At 54.3% G+C, this 14,745-nt stretch carries 14 protein-coding genes; 7 read left to right on the plus strand and 7 right to left on the minus strand.

The genetic code is table 11. The annotated features are described in order from the left end of the window. Window positions 1-40: 40 nt before the first annotated feature. Entirely contained in the window at window positions 41-754 is a 714-nt protein-coding gene (locus H7A79_RS11340) for a ComFC family protein (protein ID WP_246407908.1), read from the minus strand. Between H7A79_RS11340 and bioH the strand changes: the two genes are divergently transcribed. Then, a complete protein-coding gene (gene bioH / locus H7A79_RS11345; RefSeq protein WP_135034010.1) occupies window positions 753-1,496 on the plus strand; it encodes a pimeloyl-ACP methyl ester esterase BioH in 744 nt (247 codons plus the stop codon). The genes H7A79_RS11340 and bioH overlap by 2 nt on opposite strands. Window positions 1,497-1,902: 406 nt before the next feature. Further along, the gene (locus tag H7A79_RS11350; RefSeq protein ID WP_187000301.1) at window positions 1,903-2,322 is read left to right on the plus strand and encodes an META domain-containing protein; all 420 of its coding nucleotides are present in this window, start codon (window positions 1,903-1,905) and stop codon (window positions 2,320-2,322) included. A gap of 568 nt (window positions 2,323-2,890) precedes the next feature. Here the strand turns inward: H7A79_RS11350 and pyrH are convergent. The 4 genes from pyrH to H7A79_RS11370 all read right to left on the minus strand — a co-directional run bounded on the left by pyrH (window position 2,891) and on the right by H7A79_RS11370 (window position 6,164). Beyond that, on the minus strand, window positions 2,891-3,610 hold the full coding sequence (gene pyrH / locus H7A79_RS11355) for a UMP kinase (protein ID WP_187000302.1): 720 nt from the start codon (window positions 3,608-3,610) through the stop codon (window positions 2,891-2,893). Between the two features lie 351 nt (window positions 3,611-3,961). After that, the gene (gene tsf, locus H7A79_RS11360) at window positions 3,962-4,816 is read right to left on the minus strand and encodes a translation elongation factor Ts (protein WP_135034013.1); all 855 of its coding nucleotides are present in this window, start codon (window positions 4,814-4,816) and stop codon (window positions 3,962-3,964) included. Window positions 4,817-4,971: 155 nt separating this feature from the next. Further along, window positions 4,972-5,697, minus strand: a complete 726-nt coding sequence (gene rpsB / locus H7A79_RS11365; protein ID WP_135034014.1) for a 30S ribosomal protein S2 — start codon at window positions 5,695-5,697, stop codon at window positions 4,972-4,974. Between the two features lie 266 nt (window positions 5,698-5,963). Then, window positions 5,964-6,164, minus strand: a complete 201-nt coding sequence (locus H7A79_RS11370; protein ID WP_187000303.1) for a hypothetical protein — start codon at window positions 6,162-6,164, stop codon at window positions 5,964-5,966. Between H7A79_RS11370 and H7A79_RS11375 the strand changes: the two genes are divergently transcribed. The 3 genes from H7A79_RS11375 to H7A79_RS11385 all read left to right on the plus strand — a co-directional run bounded on the left by H7A79_RS11375 (window position 6,163) and on the right by H7A79_RS11385 (window position 9,345). Next, window positions 6,163-6,336 carry a hypothetical protein gene (locus H7A79_RS11375; RefSeq protein WP_187000304.1) on the plus strand — a complete coding sequence of 58 codons (174 nt, stop codon included), beginning with the start codon at window positions 6,163-6,165 and terminating at the stop codon, window positions 6,334-6,336. The two genes, H7A79_RS11370 and H7A79_RS11375, sit on opposite strands and share 2 nt — an antisense overlap. Window positions 6,337-6,612: 276 nt before the next feature. Beyond that, a complete protein-coding gene (locus H7A79_RS11380) occupies window positions 6,613-7,185 on the plus strand; it encodes a gamma carbonic anhydrase family protein (RefSeq protein WP_187000305.1) in 573 nt (190 codons plus the stop codon). 738 nt (window positions 7,186-7,923) lie between these two features. Further along, entirely contained in the window at window positions 7,924-9,345 is a 1,422-nt protein-coding gene (locus H7A79_RS11385; protein WP_135034017.1) for an alanine/glycine:cation symporter family protein, read from the plus strand. Between the two features lie 401 nt (window positions 9,346-9,746). On the opposite strand, the gene H7A79_RS11390 is transcribed toward H7A79_RS11385, so the two are convergent. Beyond that, a complete protein-coding gene (locus H7A79_RS11390) occupies window positions 9,747-10,619 on the minus strand; it encodes a mechanosensitive ion channel family protein (RefSeq protein ID WP_187000306.1) in 873 nt (290 codons plus the stop codon). A 599-nt stretch (window positions 10,620-11,218) separates the two neighbouring features. On the opposite strand from H7A79_RS11390, the gene H7A79_RS11395 reads away from it, so the two are divergent. Beyond that, entirely contained in the window at window positions 11,219-11,470 is a 252-nt protein-coding gene (locus tag H7A79_RS11395) for a BolA family protein (RefSeq protein WP_135034019.1), read from the plus strand. A gap of 366 nt (window positions 11,471-11,836) precedes the next feature. Here H7A79_RS11395 and sodA read toward each other — a convergent pair whose 3' ends face one another. After that, on the minus strand, window positions 11,837-12,454 hold the full coding sequence (gene sodA / locus H7A79_RS11400; RefSeq protein WP_187000307.1) for a superoxide dismutase [Mn]: 618 nt from the start codon (window positions 12,452-12,454) through the stop codon (window positions 11,837-11,839). A gap of 395 nt (window positions 12,455-12,849) precedes the next feature. On the opposite strand from sodA, the gene H7A79_RS11405 reads away from it, so the two are divergent. After that, window positions 12,850-14,700 carry a BCCT family transporter gene (locus H7A79_RS11405; protein WP_246407910.1) on the plus strand — a complete coding sequence of 617 codons (1,851 nt, stop codon included), beginning with the start codon at window positions 12,850-12,852 and terminating at the stop codon, window positions 14,698-14,700. Window positions 14,701-14,745 lie beyond the last annotated feature (45 nt).

Consider the following 14,745-nt stretch of genomic DNA (forward strand, 5'->3'; position numbering starts at 1 on the left):
CACTATGCCGTAAGCGGCGGCGCGCGTCAAAGAAATTTCGTTATTTTTTCAATTGCGTATGCGCGAGCGCCCAGCAGAAAACCGCTGAAGCGCCCGCCCGTTTTAGTGTTCGCGCCAATTCTTCAAACGTTGCTCCGGTTGTGGCAACATCGTCAACCAATAATATCTTACGATTTTTAACATATTGATTATTTAACACAAAAGCATTTTTTACGTTTTTACGCCGCTCGTTTTGTTTCAACGTACTCTGCGGCGCATGGTGCCGTCTGAAAACCGCCGTGTGCGGCAGCACGGGCAAACCGTAGCTTTTCCCCACCGCCCCGGCCAAACCGTCGCTCTGATTGAAACCACGAAACAGTCTCCGCTGCTTGCTCAGAGGCACGGCCAACACACAATCGACTCCTGCACTTTCCAACCACGGCGGCGGATGGCTCAACATCATGGAACACAGCGGCCGCAACATACTCCTTTCGGCACGGTGTTTGAAGGCATACAGCATATTGCTGGCAGGCGCTTCGTAATACACCGAAGCCCACAGCCGCTCAAACGGCAGCGGCGTTTGTTGGCAGCGGCCGCACACTGCGCCGTTGGTGCTGCTGCGGCCGCAACGCGGGCAGACGGCGGCGGCATCGGTGCGCAGTGCCGACAAATCTTGTGCACAGCCTGCACACAGGCCGTCTGAAACCGCAGCGCCGTGGCATAATAAGCAATCTTTGTTGCCCAAGCATCTCCGCCACCACGAAAGTACTTTCATGACGCATTCCCCGAAAAACGTTTATCTGATACACGGCTGGGCGGCCAACCGCCATATTTTTGATGACTTAATCCCGCGCCTGCCGGCAAGCTGGAATATCCATGCCCCCAACCTGCCCGGCCACGGCGGTGCGCCGTTTGACGGCAGTTTCGATGTGGCCGGCACAGCCGATGCCCTCGCCGGGCAAATCAACGGGCCCGCTTATTTGGCCGGCTGGTCGCTCGGCGGATTGGTGGCGCTGTATCTCGCACACCGCCACCCTGAAAAAGTGCGCGCACTCTGCCTGACCGCCGGTTTCGCCCGCTTTCATGCCGCCCCGGGCTACCCCGAAGGTTTGAGCAGCCCCGCGCTGGCGAAAATGGTTGCTTTGTTTGAGCAAGATTATCACAAATATATGAAACAGTTTCTCCAGTTGCAGTTTGTGTATGCCAAAGACCAACAACCAATTCTAGAAAAAGTGCTGCCCGACATCGTGAAACATGGTGCGCCCACCGCCCTGCTGGCCGCGCTCGATGCCGTTGCCGATGCCGATGCCCGCCCCTTTCTGCCGCACATCCACGCCCCCTCCCTGCTGGTTTTCGGTGCCAAAGACGCCATCACCCCGCCCCGTATGGGCGAATATCTCCACCGCCACCTGCCGCAAAGCGAGCTGCACATCATCGAAAAAGCCGCCCATGCGCCGTTTCTCACGCAGGCAGACCGGTTTGCACAACTGTTGGCAGATTTTGTGGAAGCGCATTAACCATCGGGCGGCCCAATGGAGCGCAACTGCCGGTAACAGGTGGGAAATTTCCGGCAGATTTTGCACAGATGCATCAATTTTGGCGGCTTATCCCGCCAAGCCGCGCCGAATCTTTGCAAATCTGTGCAGGCCGTCTGAAAATATCCTGCATGGTTGTTATTGGGTTATCATGTTTTGCGGATTTTATAAAAATCCCAACCTGCTATTGTGAATCTGCTTCTTTTTTTTGCTGCCGGGCCGCAAGCCGCAGCCGTGCAGTCAAACCGATTCTGTCGGCTGTCTTTCAGGCGGTTTGCCAAACGCTCTCTTTGGGTTAAAGCGCAGAAACACCACAGCGGAAACCAAGCAGGTTCGCCGCAAACCATACCGCCGTACTGCAACTTTATATTTTAAAACAGGAGTTTTTATGAAAATCTATGCCGTGTTACTCACCCCTTTGCTGCTTGGTGCCTGCGTGGTGCCGATTATACTTCCTGTCGGGCTGGACAAGCCCTTGTCCGGCTCGTGGCAGATAACCGAAGCAGCAGGAGCAGACAAAATTGCGCCCCAAACGGTGATTGCATTCAATGACGACAAACTGCAATTCGGCATTGCCACCAACTGTAACAGGCTGTTCGGCGGCTATCAAAGCACTGTGAAAAACAAAATCCTGAAATTCAGTGCCGTTGCTTCCACCCGTAAAGCCTGCCCCGATATGGAAACCGAGCAACGCCTAAGCCGCGCGCTGCCGCAGGTGCGCACATACCGTTTGCGCGGCAATACACTGGAAATGCTGGACGGGCAAGGCCAAACGCTTATCCGCAGCGAGCGGGTTGCCGATAAATAACATCTGCTTTCTGCAAAAATTTAAGGCCGTCTGAAACCGCGCGGCACCGGTTTTCAGACGGCCTTAAACATTGAAACACATACTCCTCCGGGCATTGCCCAATACTATAGTAAAAGTAAAGCCGCCTGCTCCGTTACGGCGCGGCCGTACCCTAACCCAAAAACGGTTTGGAAGCCACCCAAGCGGCAACAGAACCGGCTCTGCCCTACCTGCACGGTCTGCGGCCTGCCCTGTAACGACAATCTGTGGCGTTGCCTGATATTTTCTGCGGGCTGCCTGTTGGAATGCACCAATCCGCTATCAGACAATGCAGCAAGTCATGCCGGATTCGATTGATGCACACGGGCAGATTACCTTTCAAAACACGGCCATAAGAGCATAGGTGGTGGCACAAAGCGGTTGTCGGGAGCTACTTTTCGGCATTGGAGCGGCAAAAGCAGCGTAACCGGCCAACATACCCATCAAGCCTTGTTTTGCCATACCCGGGCGCGTTCCAAGTATGGCAAAAATGTTTGAAAACCGATAAGGGGCTGCGCAACGGTTTTGATGTGCAAGTGTTTTTCTCTGTTTAGCAATGCACCAGCGTGCCTTCGTCTTCACCGGCTATCACGCGCTTGAGGGCGCCGTCTTTAGCGATGCCGAACACAACGATGTTCAGTTTCTGTTCGCGGCAGAGGGCGAAGGCGGTGGCATCCATCACGCGCAGGTTTTTGCTGATGGCTTCATCGAAAGTGATGGTTTGGTAACGGGTGGCGGAAGGGTATTTTTTCGGGTCGGCGGTATACACGCCATCGACATTGGTGGCTTTGAGCATAATGTCGCAGTTCATCTCCGCGCCGCGCAGCGAGGCGGCGGTGTCGGTGGTGAAGAAGGGGTTGCCGGTGCCGGCGGCGAAAATCACCACTTTGCCTTCTTCAAGATATTGGATGGCTTTGGGGCGGGCATAGGTTTCGGCAATCTGCTGCATGGAGAGGGCGGATTGTACGCGGGCTTTGAGGCCGAGCGATTCGAAAGCGTCTTTCAGAGCCAGCGCGTTCATCACAGTGGCCATCATGCCCATATAGTCGGCGGTGGCGCGGTCCATGCCCTGCGCCTGGGTGGCCACGCCCCTGAAGATGTTGCCGCCGCCGATCACCACCGCCACCTGCACGCCCATATCGGCCACTTCTTTCACTTGGCCGACAATCTGCATGATGGTATCGCGGTTGATGCCGAAAGCGTCTTTGCCCATCAGGGCTTCGCCGGAAAGTTTCAATAAAACGCGTTTGTATTTGGTTTGCTGTGTCATGGGATACCTTGCTTTCTCCGGGTTGGGTGGACGGCCGTCTGAACGGGCTTCAGACGGCCTTTGGGTTTATAGCGAACCCACTTTGTTTCCGTTGCGGCATTGCTGTGTCTCAGGTCAAAGAAAACGATTGGATAAGCCGTCAAAGCGGCACCAAAATCGGTTCCACACTGTCTGCGGCTTACTTCCCTGCGCTGAAAACAAAGTGAATCCGCCATATCGGCAGCGGCATTTGCCGAAATAAAGTAATTTTAGTGTGTTCTTATTGGTTTTCAAAGCGTTGTGTAAAACGGATTTCAAAAAAAAGCACCCTGATTCTGTATGAATCGGAGTGCTTTTTTGTTGTGCTGCGGTTTACACCTTGGCTGCAGCGGCCACTTCGGCGGCGTAATCGACTTCTTTTTTCTCAATGCCGTCGCCTACTTTATAACGCACGAAACGCACAACTTCCGTGCCGTTTTCTTTCAGATACCGGGCAACGGTCTGATCGGGGTTCATCACAAATGCCTGGCCGTTGAGCGTAATTTCGGCCAGGAATTTTTTGATGCGGCCTTCGACCATTTTAGCGGCAATATCGGCAGGCTTGCCGGACTCGATGGCCTGTTGGGTGTAGATATGGCGTTCTTTTTCAACGGTTTCGGCATCAACTTCGGCTTCGCTCACGCATTGCGGTTTGGCAGCCACGATGTGCATGCCCACTTTGCGGGCGATGTCTTCCGCGCCTTTGTATTCGACCAAAACGCCTTCGGTGGCCAGCGCGCCGTGGATATAGGCGGTGAGGCTGTTTGCGGTTTCGATTACTTCAAAACGGCGCACCGACATATTTTCGCCCAGCTTGGCGATGATGGCTTTGCGCTCTTCTTCCACCAGCGCGCCCAATTCTTCCAGGGTGGCCGGTTTTTTGGCGGCGGCGGTTTGGGCTACGGAATTGGCGAAAGCCACGAAGCCGGCATCTTTGGCAACGAAGTCGGTTTCGCAGTTCACTTCCACCAGCGCGCCGGTATTGCCTTCGATGGCAAACGCCAACACGCCTTCGGCGGCGGTGCGGCCTGCCAGTTTGCCGGCTTTGGCGCCGGATTTGATGCGCAGGATTTCTTCGGCTTTTTCCATATTGCCTTCGGCTTCAACCAGCGCTTTTTTGCATTCCATCATACCTAAACCGGTGGCGGCGCGCAGGTCGGCGACCATTTTTGCAGTAATTTCTGCCATTTTTCATCTCCTAGAATTTTTGGGGCGCGGCAATATTCAGGCCGCGCTTGGGAATGATGCTTGGGAATTATTTAGAGCCGTCTGAAAAGGTTTGCGGTGTTTTCAGACGGCCTGTTTTGAAAAAAGGGGCATACCGCCCCTTTTTTCAACAAGCCTTATTCGGCTGCAGCTTGGGCGGCAGCGACCATTTCCTGCAAGGCCTGGTTTTTGCCTTCCAAAACGGCATCGGCAATGCCCCTGCAGTATAAGCGGATGGCTTTGGCGGAATCATCGTTGCCGGGGATCACGTATTTCACACCGTCCGGGCTGTTGTTGGTGTCCACCACGGCAATCACGGGGATGCCCAGCTTTTCGGCTTCGACCAGCGTGCCTTTCTGGTAGCCGGTGTCGATCACAAAAATGGCATCGGGCAGGCCCTTCATGTTTTTGATGCCGCCCAAAGAGCGTTCCAGTTTTTCAACATCGCGCTGCATTTCGAGGATTTCTTTTTTGCTGTAACCGCTTTCGGCGGCTTTTTCCAAAGCTGCGGTTTTTTCTTCAAGGCGTTTGATGGACTGTTTTACGGTTTTGTAGTTGGTGAGCATGCCGCCCAGCCAGCGGTAATCGACAAAAGGCATATCGGCGCGGGTGGCTTCTTCGCGCACGATTTCGCGGGCTTGGCGTTTGGTGCCGACAAACAGCACGGTGCCTTTGTTGGCAACCAGGCGGCGCACGGCTTCTTGAGCCTCTTGGAACAGCGGCAGGGTTTTTTCCAAATTGACGATGTGGATTTTGTTGCGCGCGCCGAAAATGTATTGCTCCATTTTCGGGTTCCAGTAGCGGGTTTGGTGGCCGAAGTGAACGCCTGCTTCGAGCATTTGGCGCATGGTAACTTGAGACATGTTTTTCCTTTAAAGGGTTAAGGCATACACTTTCACGCATAGAACCGGCCTGGCGGCGGCACCCTTTCGCGTAAAGTGCGGGCGTTGTATCGATAAAAATGATAAAAAGTTTTCATGAATGAAAACCAGCGGATTATATAAGATTGGCGGCCGTCTGAAAAGGGGTTTTGCCGGATTGCGGATTAGGATTGACAGAAACCCGATACCGCGCTGGTTTGCGCTGCCGCGCTGTATTTGTACGGCCTGCCGTCCGGTTTCTGTTTGGGTTAGTCCGCTCCGTCTTCCGCCTTATCTTCCTGCATTTTCATTAATTTGTTGCGCCGCCGCGTTTTCGCTGCCCAAAAGGCAAACAGGCAGGGCATCACCGACCAAAACAGCAGGTAAATCAGGGCGCGTGCAATGCTTGGCTGGGCGGCGGCAAACAGCACGGTAACGAATAAATAGCCGATGGCAATGATGTGCCACATGGGTTGGTTCCTTGAAATCGGCGGTCTTGCGGGTTTCAGACGGCCTGATGCCGTTATCTCGGGCAGGGCAGCGGTGGTTTTTACGCTGTTTGGCGTTACAATGCATCGGGCACTTGATTATACGCCGAAGCATTTGGGCCGTCTGAACGGCTTTTACCGCCATTCACCATAAAAAATACAGCACTGCCCCGCTCAAACCCGAAGAGCGCGGTTTTGTCTGCCGCCGAAGCGGCGGCAACCCGTTTCCGTATTTTGGCAAACCCGCTTCATTTCCGGCGCAAAGCAGCCGGCCGCAGGCAGTATGGGCAGTACGGCAAAACCAAACCGTGCCGTAACCGAAATGGCAGGGGCGATATTGATACTGCCGGCCGTCTTGTTTTTTTATTTTGAACCACTCCGCCCAATTTTTGCACACCACTTTTTTACACACCACCTTGAGGAGAACACCATGACCAACATCCGCCCTTATTTGGCGCATTATCCGAAAATCGACCCAAGCTGCTATATCGACCGGGCCGCTGCCGTTATCGGCGAAGTTTCGCTGGCCGAAAATGTGTCGGTGTGGCCGTTTGCGGTGTTGCGCGGCGATGTGAACCGCATCACCATCGGCGCGCGCAGCAATGTGCAGGATTTGAGTATGCTGCACGTTTCGCACAAAACGCCGGCCAAGCCCGCAGGCTCGCCGCTGGTTGTCGGCGAAGACGTTACCATCGGCCATAAAGGCATGCTGCACGGCTGCACCATCGGCAACCGTGTGCTGGTGGGCATGGGCACGGTTATTCTTGACGATGCGGTGGTTGAGGACGATGTGATGATAGGCGCAGGCAGCCTGGTTGCGCCGCGCAAACGGCTCGAGAGCGGTTATCTTTATGTGGGCTCGCCGGTGAAGCAGGTGCGCGCGCTCACCGATGAGGAAAAGGCGTTTTTGGTGTATTCGGCCGAACATTATATGCGGGTGTCGGCCAACTATAAAAACGCCGAATCCGGCCGGATAACGGGCTGCCGGAATGGGCGTGATTGAGATTGAGGCCGTCTGAAAACAGTTTCCGCACTTTGATGCTTTCAGACGGCCTGAAAGGCAGCAAACCCCGGCGTTGTTACCCTTTCCGTTTTTTGCTGAAACAATGGCTTTGGATTTTTGAGGGTTGCCGAGAATGCCGGAAGCCACGGCACGGCCGCATCGTTTTTGGGCATACGCAAAATTGCGAAACCCTTGTTTCAGCAAAAAACACAAGCTGTTTGGTATTTTGGTATTGGGTATTAAAAATCAAACAACCCGGCCTTATCCGACACCCCAACATTCAAAAACACCGCAAGAACTTTATTTGCCCGCACCGGCTCCGCAAGCCCGCTGCGCCGTCCCTCGCAGTCGCGAACCCCGGTGTTATCATTGGGATATTTGTTTCATCCCTGCTTCACTATTTTTTCATCACCAAGCCCCGCTTGGGCGGGAATAGCGGTATTGACGGCTTTCAGACGGCCTGAAAGTATCTGCACAACCCATGCCTCTGCCGGGATATGCCATGCCCGGGCGGAAAACCGGTATGTTTATGTTCAATCTTCGATTTTTTAACCGGTTTTCCGGCAGCACCGGGGCTGTTTATCTGCGGGCTGTTGATATAGGGCTTTCATTTTCAAAAGATTAATCAAAATCCTGCGTAAAATTTTCGCTATTTCCGCAAAGGCTATATTAGAATGCGCCTTGCTTTCAGACGGCCTCTTGCCGTTTGGGAAAACATCAAAAGAAAGAAGAGCTTTTATGAATATTCAATCGTTTCATGATTTGGTCAATGCCGTCAGCGGCCCTTTGTGGGAAGGGTTGATTTTTCTGTTGGTCGGCACCGGCCTGTTTTTCACGCTGGCTACGGGTTTTGTGCAGTTTCGGCTGTTCGGCCATAGCATCAGGGAAATGCTGGGCGGCCGCAAAAAAGATACGCCGGACGGCATCACGCCGTTTCAGGCCTTTGTTACCGGCCTGGCCAGCCGCGTGGGGGTGGGCAATATTGCCGGTGTGGCGATTGCGATTTCGCTGGGCGGCCCCGGCGCGGTGTTTTGGATGTGGGTAACCGCGCTGATCGGCATGAGCTCGGCTTTTGCCGAGTCTTCGCTGGCGCAGCTGTTTAAAATCCGCGACCATAAAAGCGGCCATTTCCGCGGCGGCCCGGCATATTACATCTCGCAGGGCATGGGGCAGAAGTGGCTGGGCGTTTTGTTTGCCTTGAGCCTGATTTTCTGTTTCGGTTTGGTTTATGAAGCGGTTCAGGCCAATTCTATTGTGGCGGCAGCCGAAGTGGCCTGGGGTTGGAACAAACACGCCGTGGGTGTGGGGCTGGTGATTCTGACCGCGCCGATTATTTTCGGCGGCATCCGCCGCGTAGCGCATGTTGCCGAGGCAGTGGTGCCCATTATGGCAGTGCTTTATCTGTTGATGGCGCTTTATATCATGGCGGTGAATATCAGCGAAGTGCCGCGCGTGTTCGGCCTGATTTTCAGCACCGCGTTTGATTTCAAAGCGGCCGGCGGCGGCCTGCTCGGCTCGATGATTTCTGCGGCCATGATGAACGGCATCAAACGCGGCCTGTATTCCAACGAGGCCGGCCAGGGTTCCGCCCCGAATGCGGCGGCGGCGGCTGATGTGAAACACCCGGTGTCGCAGGGTATGATTCAGATGCTGGGCGTGTTTATCGACACATTAATCGTGTGTTCGTGCACGGCGTTTATCCTGCTGCTCTCCGATGTGCATACCGCCGGCTCCACGCTCACCGGCGTGCAGCTCACCCAGGCCGCGCTGGTTTACCACGTTGGCGCATGGGGTGCGGATTTTCTGGCGGTTGTGCTGTTTCTGTTTGCGTTTTCAACCATTATCGGCAACTACGCCTATGCCGAGTCGAATATCCAATATCTCAACAACCATTGGCTGCTGATGGCGGTGTTTCGTATGGCGGTGTTGGGCATGGTGTATTTCGGCGCGGTAAACAGCGTGCCGCTGGTGTGGGATATGGCCGACCTGACAATGGGCACGATGGCATTAATCAACCTGATTGCGATTCTGGCACTCAGCCCGCTGGTGTTCCTGCTGTTGAAAGATTATTCGGCCAAGCTGAAACTGGGCAGAGAACCTGAATTCAAGCTCTCCGAACACCCCGGCCTGAAACGCCGCATTAAATCCGATATTTGGTAAGCGGCATCTGCCTGCAAAAACCGCCCGCAATACACTGCGTTTGAAGGCAGTTGGTTGCGGGCGGTTGTCTTGCCGAATCTGCTGTCAAGCACTCAAGCGGGTTCAAACCCGGGCAGAGTCTGTGAGGCCGTCTGAAATATCCGGATACCGTGATGCCCTCTCAAAAGCCACGGAAAGAATGCTTTGGAAAGCAACGCCTTGCGGATTTTGCAAGCTGTTGCGCATCCACTTGATTGACGTTAGGCATGGCTGCGGCCTGCGCCTTGCGGCGGAGCTGGAGCGGATTCGCTATAGGCCGTCTGAAACATTCGGACGGCCGTGGTTCCCGCTCTCTCAAAACCACAAAAATAATTTAAAAACAGATAATTATAATCTTTGCAGACAGCTTGGTTTATTGGCTTTCATGAAGATTCCGACCCGCCGCTGCCGGCGGGATTGAGCAGGCGGTATTGCACGCGGATAAATTCGTCCAACACCGACTGCTGTATTTCCAGCCGCCGCTGCACCGGCGAGGCAAAGCGCACCACAATATTGTAAACCTTGTCATCGCGCGGCACGCGGGTGATGCGCGGCTCGGCGGCGGGCGTGATAAACAGCTTTTGCGTCTGCACCGCCTCCAAATGCCGGTCGATTGCCTTGATATAAGGCGCGCACAAGCGTTCGAGCTGCTTCTCGAGCGCGGGAACAATGGCATCGGAATCCAAATGAATCGGCACCGGAATTTCAAACGTGTGAATCACATAAATATCCAGCACGTTGTCGCGCTGCACCGAATACGACAGCAGCAGGCTGTTGGGAAACGACACGGTTTTGCCGCTCAACTGCCCCACCAGCGGATTGGGACCTATCTGCATCATCAGCGTGTTGAGCAGGTTGATATCGACCACCCGCCCGCGCAGGCCGTTGACTTCGATATAGTCGCCCACCGAATATTGTTTGGTCGATGCCCTCAGCAGGCTGCCCGACAAACACATAATCAGCTCTTTGGTGGCCAGCACGATGGCGGCGGCCACGGCAAACATCGACAACGCCAGCGTTTGAATCTGCGCCGCCCAGATAATCGCCAGCCCGAACACCGCCATAATCAGGGTAATGTTGCGGCTGGTTACCACCCAGCGGCGTTTTTCTTCGATTTCCATCGAGGGGTTTCTGCGGAAATGCGCCTGAAGCACCACGCCGCGCAGCAGCAGTATGCCGACAATCATAACGGCCGATTCCAGCACCTCTGCCTTCACCGGGCCGTTTTGAATATATTGGTTGAATGTTTCCCACATTGTTGTTTGGTGCCCCCCAAATGATGTTTTCAAACGGACCGGCGGCCTTTGCAAAACATCTTCAGGCCGTCTGAAAAGCTTAAATACCGTTTGCCCGCGTAAGCAGAATCCGGATAATAAAAAATATCGAAATATCGATTAAACCCACCCCCGCGCCAAACGCCCGGCTGCGCCGAAACGGCGGCAGGTAAAATCCTTACAGCGTTTTTGCATGCTGCAAAAATTCCGGCCTTTATTATAAGGCCGAGACCTTTGCAAAAATACCCTTCATGCCGTCTGAAATGCTCAAGCCCTCATTCCCGCGCCGGCGGGAATCCGGCCTCAAAACCGTTAAGTATTTTATTTCAATAACTTGCAAAAAACAGCCGGGTGCCGCAGGCGGAAATGGCGATAGTGGAAGATTTCAGACGGCCTGAATGGATTTTCAAAGACCCCGTGCCGTCTGAAAAATAATGAAGCGGCAAACCGGCAACTGTTGCAGATTCACCCTGCTTTTGCGGCGGCGGCCTGCCGCCCTGTGTTGAAAATGCGCCAATCCGCTATATAATGCCCGCATTTTACAGGCACCCCGTGCCGCCAAAAATTTCAAAGGAACCGCCATGCTCAGCCCCGAACAAGTAAAAACCATGATTGAAACCGTGGTGCCGTGCGAATATGTGGAGGTGGAAGGCGACGGCCACCATTTTTTCGCCCGCATCGTTTCCTCTGCATTTGAAGGCAAACCCCGCCTCGCCCGCCACCGCCTGATTAAAGACGGCCTGGCGGAACAGCTCGCCAGCAACGAGCTGCACGCGCTCTCGATTGCCGCAGCCGCCACCCCCGCCGAATGGGCGCAAAAGCAGCCCGGTTGAGGCTTGGCATATCGGGCATTGTTTGCACTTTTCATTTTTGCCCGCCCCCCACTTCCCGAATCCCTGTTTGGAGATTTTTTAGGGCAGCCGCAAATGTCGAAAGCGCGGTAACGCCGCATCATTTCGGGCATACGCCAAACCGCCGGCGCCGGCAAAACAAAAACCTTGCGGTAGCGCAGGTGAAAGCAGACCGGCCTTTTCCGGCAGGCAAAATGTCCGAAAGCCGTCTGAAAGGGTGCAATGCCGCCACCGTGCCGTCAGATAAATTTCCGTGGTGTTTTTTGATTATTGCAAAAGTTGGGGTTGGATTGTCGAAAGGCCGTCTGAAATATTTTTTCAGACGGCCTTCTGCATGGGTGCGGCAGGTTATTGGGATTCGAAACGTTTGGCGGCTTCGTCCCAGTTTACCACGTTCCAAAATTCTTTGATGTAGTCGGGGCGGCGGTTTTGGAATTTCAAATAGTAGGCGTGTTCCCACACGTCCAAACCGATAATCGGATAACCTTTGCAGCCGGCAACGGCTTCGCCCATCAGCGGGGAGTCTTGGTTGGGGGTGGACACCACTTTCAGGCGGCCTCCGTCTGACACCAGCCATGCCCAGCCCGAGCCGAAACGGCTTGCGGCGGCCTTTTCAAATTCGGCCTTGAATGCATCAACCGAGCCGAAATCGCGCTCGATGGCTGTTTTCAGCGCGCCTTTCAGTTCGGTGCCTTTTTTCAGGTTTTTCCAGAAAAAGGTGTGGTTTACGTGGCCGCCGGCATTGTTGCGCAACACGGTTTGTTTGTCGGCGGGCAGCTCGCTCAGGCGTGAAACCAGCTCTTCGGGGCTGAGTGCGGCAAATTCGGGCAGCGATTCCAGCGCGGCATTGGCGTTGTTCACATAAGCCTGATGGTGTTTGCTGTGGTGGATATTCATGGTTGCTTCGTCAAAATGCGGCTCGAGCGCATCGTAGGCATAGCCGAGTTCGGGCAGGGTGTAGGCCATGGTGTTCTCCTTAACATGGGATTCAAAACGGTAAGCTCGAAAACGTGCGGGCACGCTCCGGCAGATTGCTGATACTAGCCAATTATCGGGCGGTGCTGCAAGCGGGAAAGCCCTTATGGTTTGCGGGGTTTTTGATTCTGATTCGGTGATGGTTCAGACGGCCTGCCAGATCCGGGCAAGTTTTTAATAAATTTGTTATTTTTGTTTAAATTCAAAACACTATGGTTTAAATATGATGGCGGCACGTTGATTTTTGTTTACAAACTGTTCATTTTATTATAAAAAACATTCTTACCTTTCCGGCTTCCGCATGAAAATAACGATATCCTGCACCAGGAAGCCCTCAGCGAAAACCGACATTGCACTCACGACATAACCAAATTAAGGAGCCAACATTGTCTGTTCACAAGCAAAATCCCAACCCGTCCGACCCCAAGCGCATCGAGTTCCGCTATAAGCCCGCACGCCGCCAGATGTCTTACCGGCATTTGGGCATGTTTGATGCCGATAAAAATTTCCGCCCGCACGGCGCAACAGCCACACCCGACACCCGCATCGACACATTCACGTTTTTCGGTGTGTTGGTGATTCTGTTTGCCATTACCGTGCCGCTGGTGGTGTTTCCGCAGCAGGGTGCCGACTGGGTGGCGGTTACCAAATCTTTCGTTACCGGCAAGCTCGGTGTGGGCTATTTGGCCTTCGGCGTGCTGGCGTTTATTTTTGTAGTTTATATTTCGTTTTCCGACATCGGCAACATCAAACTGGGCAAGCCCGAAGACGAGGTGGAGTTTAAAACCGGCTCTTGGGCGGCGATGATGTTTTGCGGCGGCATCGGCTCGGGCGTGATGTATTGGGGCATCGTGGAATGGGTGTATTACTGGCAAGGGCCGCCGTTCGGGCTGGAGCCGGGCTCGCCCGATGCCGTGCGCTGGGCCAGCACCTACGGCCTGTTTCACTGGGGACCTGTGGCTTGGGCAATTTATCTGGTGCCTTCGGTGGCCATCGCCTATTTCGCCCATGTGCGCAATTCGCCTGTGTTGAAAGTGAGCCAAAGCCTGATGCCGCTCTTGGGCGAACGCTTTACCAAAAGCAACTGGGGCAAGCTGATAGACGTGTTTTTCGTGTTCGGCATGATAGGCGGCGGCGCCACTTCGCTGGGGCTGGCCTCGCCGATGATAGGCGAAGGGCTCTATGAGCTGTTCGGCATCGCCAACAGCCTCGGCACCCAGCTGGTGGTGCTGCTGGTTACCACTTCCATCTTTGCCTATAGCGCCTACCAGGGCTTGCGCGGCGGCATTCAAAAGCTCTCCAACATCAATTTTTATCTCGCCATTGCCTTTTTGGTGTTTGTGCTGTGTGTGGGGCCTACGGTATTTATTTTAAATGTGGGGCTGGAGAGCCTCGGCCGTTCACTCACCCAAATGGCAGCCATGATGACTTGGACAGAATCGTTTGCCGGGTTTGAGCAGCAGGGTTTCAAAAATACCGGCTTTCCCAAAGACTGGACGATTTTCTACTGGGCGTGGTGGCTGGTGTTTGCCCCCACCATCGGCCTGTTTATCGCCAAAATCTCCAAAGGCCGCACCATCCGCCAGATGACCGTAGGCTCGATGTTTTACGGCTCGCTCGGCTGCGCGGTGTTTTTCATTATTTTGGGCAACTACGGCATGTATCTGCAATTAACCGGCGCGCTTGATGTGGTGTCGGTGTTGAACGACAAAGGCGCCACCGCCGCCATCTTTGCCGTGTTGAACACCCTGCCTGCGGCCAAATTTGTAATCGGCGTGTTTATCGTGCTGGCCGTGCTTTTTACTGCCACCACTTTCGACAGCATTTCCTACATTCTCGCCTCAGTGGTGCAAAACGAAGTGGACGGCGAACCGCACCGCTGGAATCGTCTGTTTTGGGCATTTACCCTGTGCATACTGCCTGCCGCACTGATGTTTATCGGCGGCCTTGCCACCCTTCAGACGGCCTCTATCTTTGCCGGCGCACCCTTGCTGGTGATCATGAGTATGCAGATGCTGGCCGTGATTAAAGCCGCAAAATACGATCTGCACTACCAACCCGATTATTCGCTGAGAACCATCCACATCGAAGAAATTCCCGCCAACGCCCCGTGGGAACGCGGCGAAACCACCCAGGCTCCCGAAGGCTCGGTGTTGGCGCAGCAGGCGGTGTATGAAGAACTGCGCCAAAGCAGCGGCGAAGAAGAAGCCTCTAAAGACAAAAACAGCCGAATCTGAAAAGAGGCCGTCTGAAAAAACCTCCCCAAGCAGCAGAAACAGCAT

Source organism: Neisseria musculi (assembly GCF_014297595.2).
Classification (GTDB): domain Bacteria; phylum Pseudomonadota; class Gammaproteobacteria; order Burkholderiales; family Neisseriaceae; genus Neisseria; species Neisseria musculi.

Bases quoted from the DNA above. Each gene is read 5' to 3' on its own strand.
- pyrH (WP_187000302.1), bottom strand. From the start codon at position 3,610: ATGACACAGCAAACCAAATACAAACGCGTTTTATTGAAACTTTCCGGC.
- H7A79_RS11375 (WP_187000304.1), top strand. From the start codon at position 6,163: ATGGGTTGGTTCCTTGAAATCGGCGGTCTTGCGGGTTTCAGACGGCCT.
- tsf (WP_135034013.1), bottom strand. From the start codon at position 4,816: ATGGCAGAAATTACTGCAAAAATGGTCGCCGACCTGCGCGCCGCCACC.
- sodA (WP_187000307.1), bottom strand. From the start codon at position 12,454: ATGGCCTACACCCTGCCCGAACTCGGCTATGCCTACGATGCGCTCGAG.
- rpsB (WP_135034014.1), bottom strand. From the start codon at position 5,697: ATGTCTCAAGTTACCATGCGCCAAATGCTCGAAGCAGGCGTTCACTTC.
- H7A79_RS11370 (WP_187000303.1), bottom strand. From the start codon at position 6,164: ATGTGGCACATCATTGCCATCGGCTATTTATTCGTTACCGTGCTGTTT.
- H7A79_RS11390 (WP_187000306.1), bottom strand. From the start codon at position 10,619: ATGTGGGAAACATTCAACCAATATATTCAAAACGGCCCGGTGAAGGCA.
- bioH (WP_135034010.1), top strand. From the start codon at position 753: ATGACGCATTCCCCGAAAAACGTTTATCTGATACACGGCTGGGCGGCC.
- H7A79_RS11380 (WP_187000305.1), top strand. From the start codon at position 6,613: ATGACCAACATCCGCCCTTATTTGGCGCATTATCCGAAAATCGACCCA.
- H7A79_RS11340 (WP_246407908.1), bottom strand. From the start codon at position 754: ATGAAAGTACTTTCGTGGTGGCGGAGATGCTTGGGCAACAAAGATTGC.
- H7A79_RS11395 (WP_135034019.1), top strand. From the start codon at position 11,219: ATGCTCAGCCCCGAACAAGTAAAAACCATGATTGAAACCGTGGTGCCG.
- H7A79_RS11350 (WP_187000301.1), top strand. From the start codon at position 1,903: ATGAAAATCTATGCCGTGTTACTCACCCCTTTGCTGCTTGGTGCCTGC.
- H7A79_RS11385 (WP_135034017.1), top strand. From the start codon at position 7,924: ATGAATATTCAATCGTTTCATGATTTGGTCAATGCCGTCAGCGGCCCT.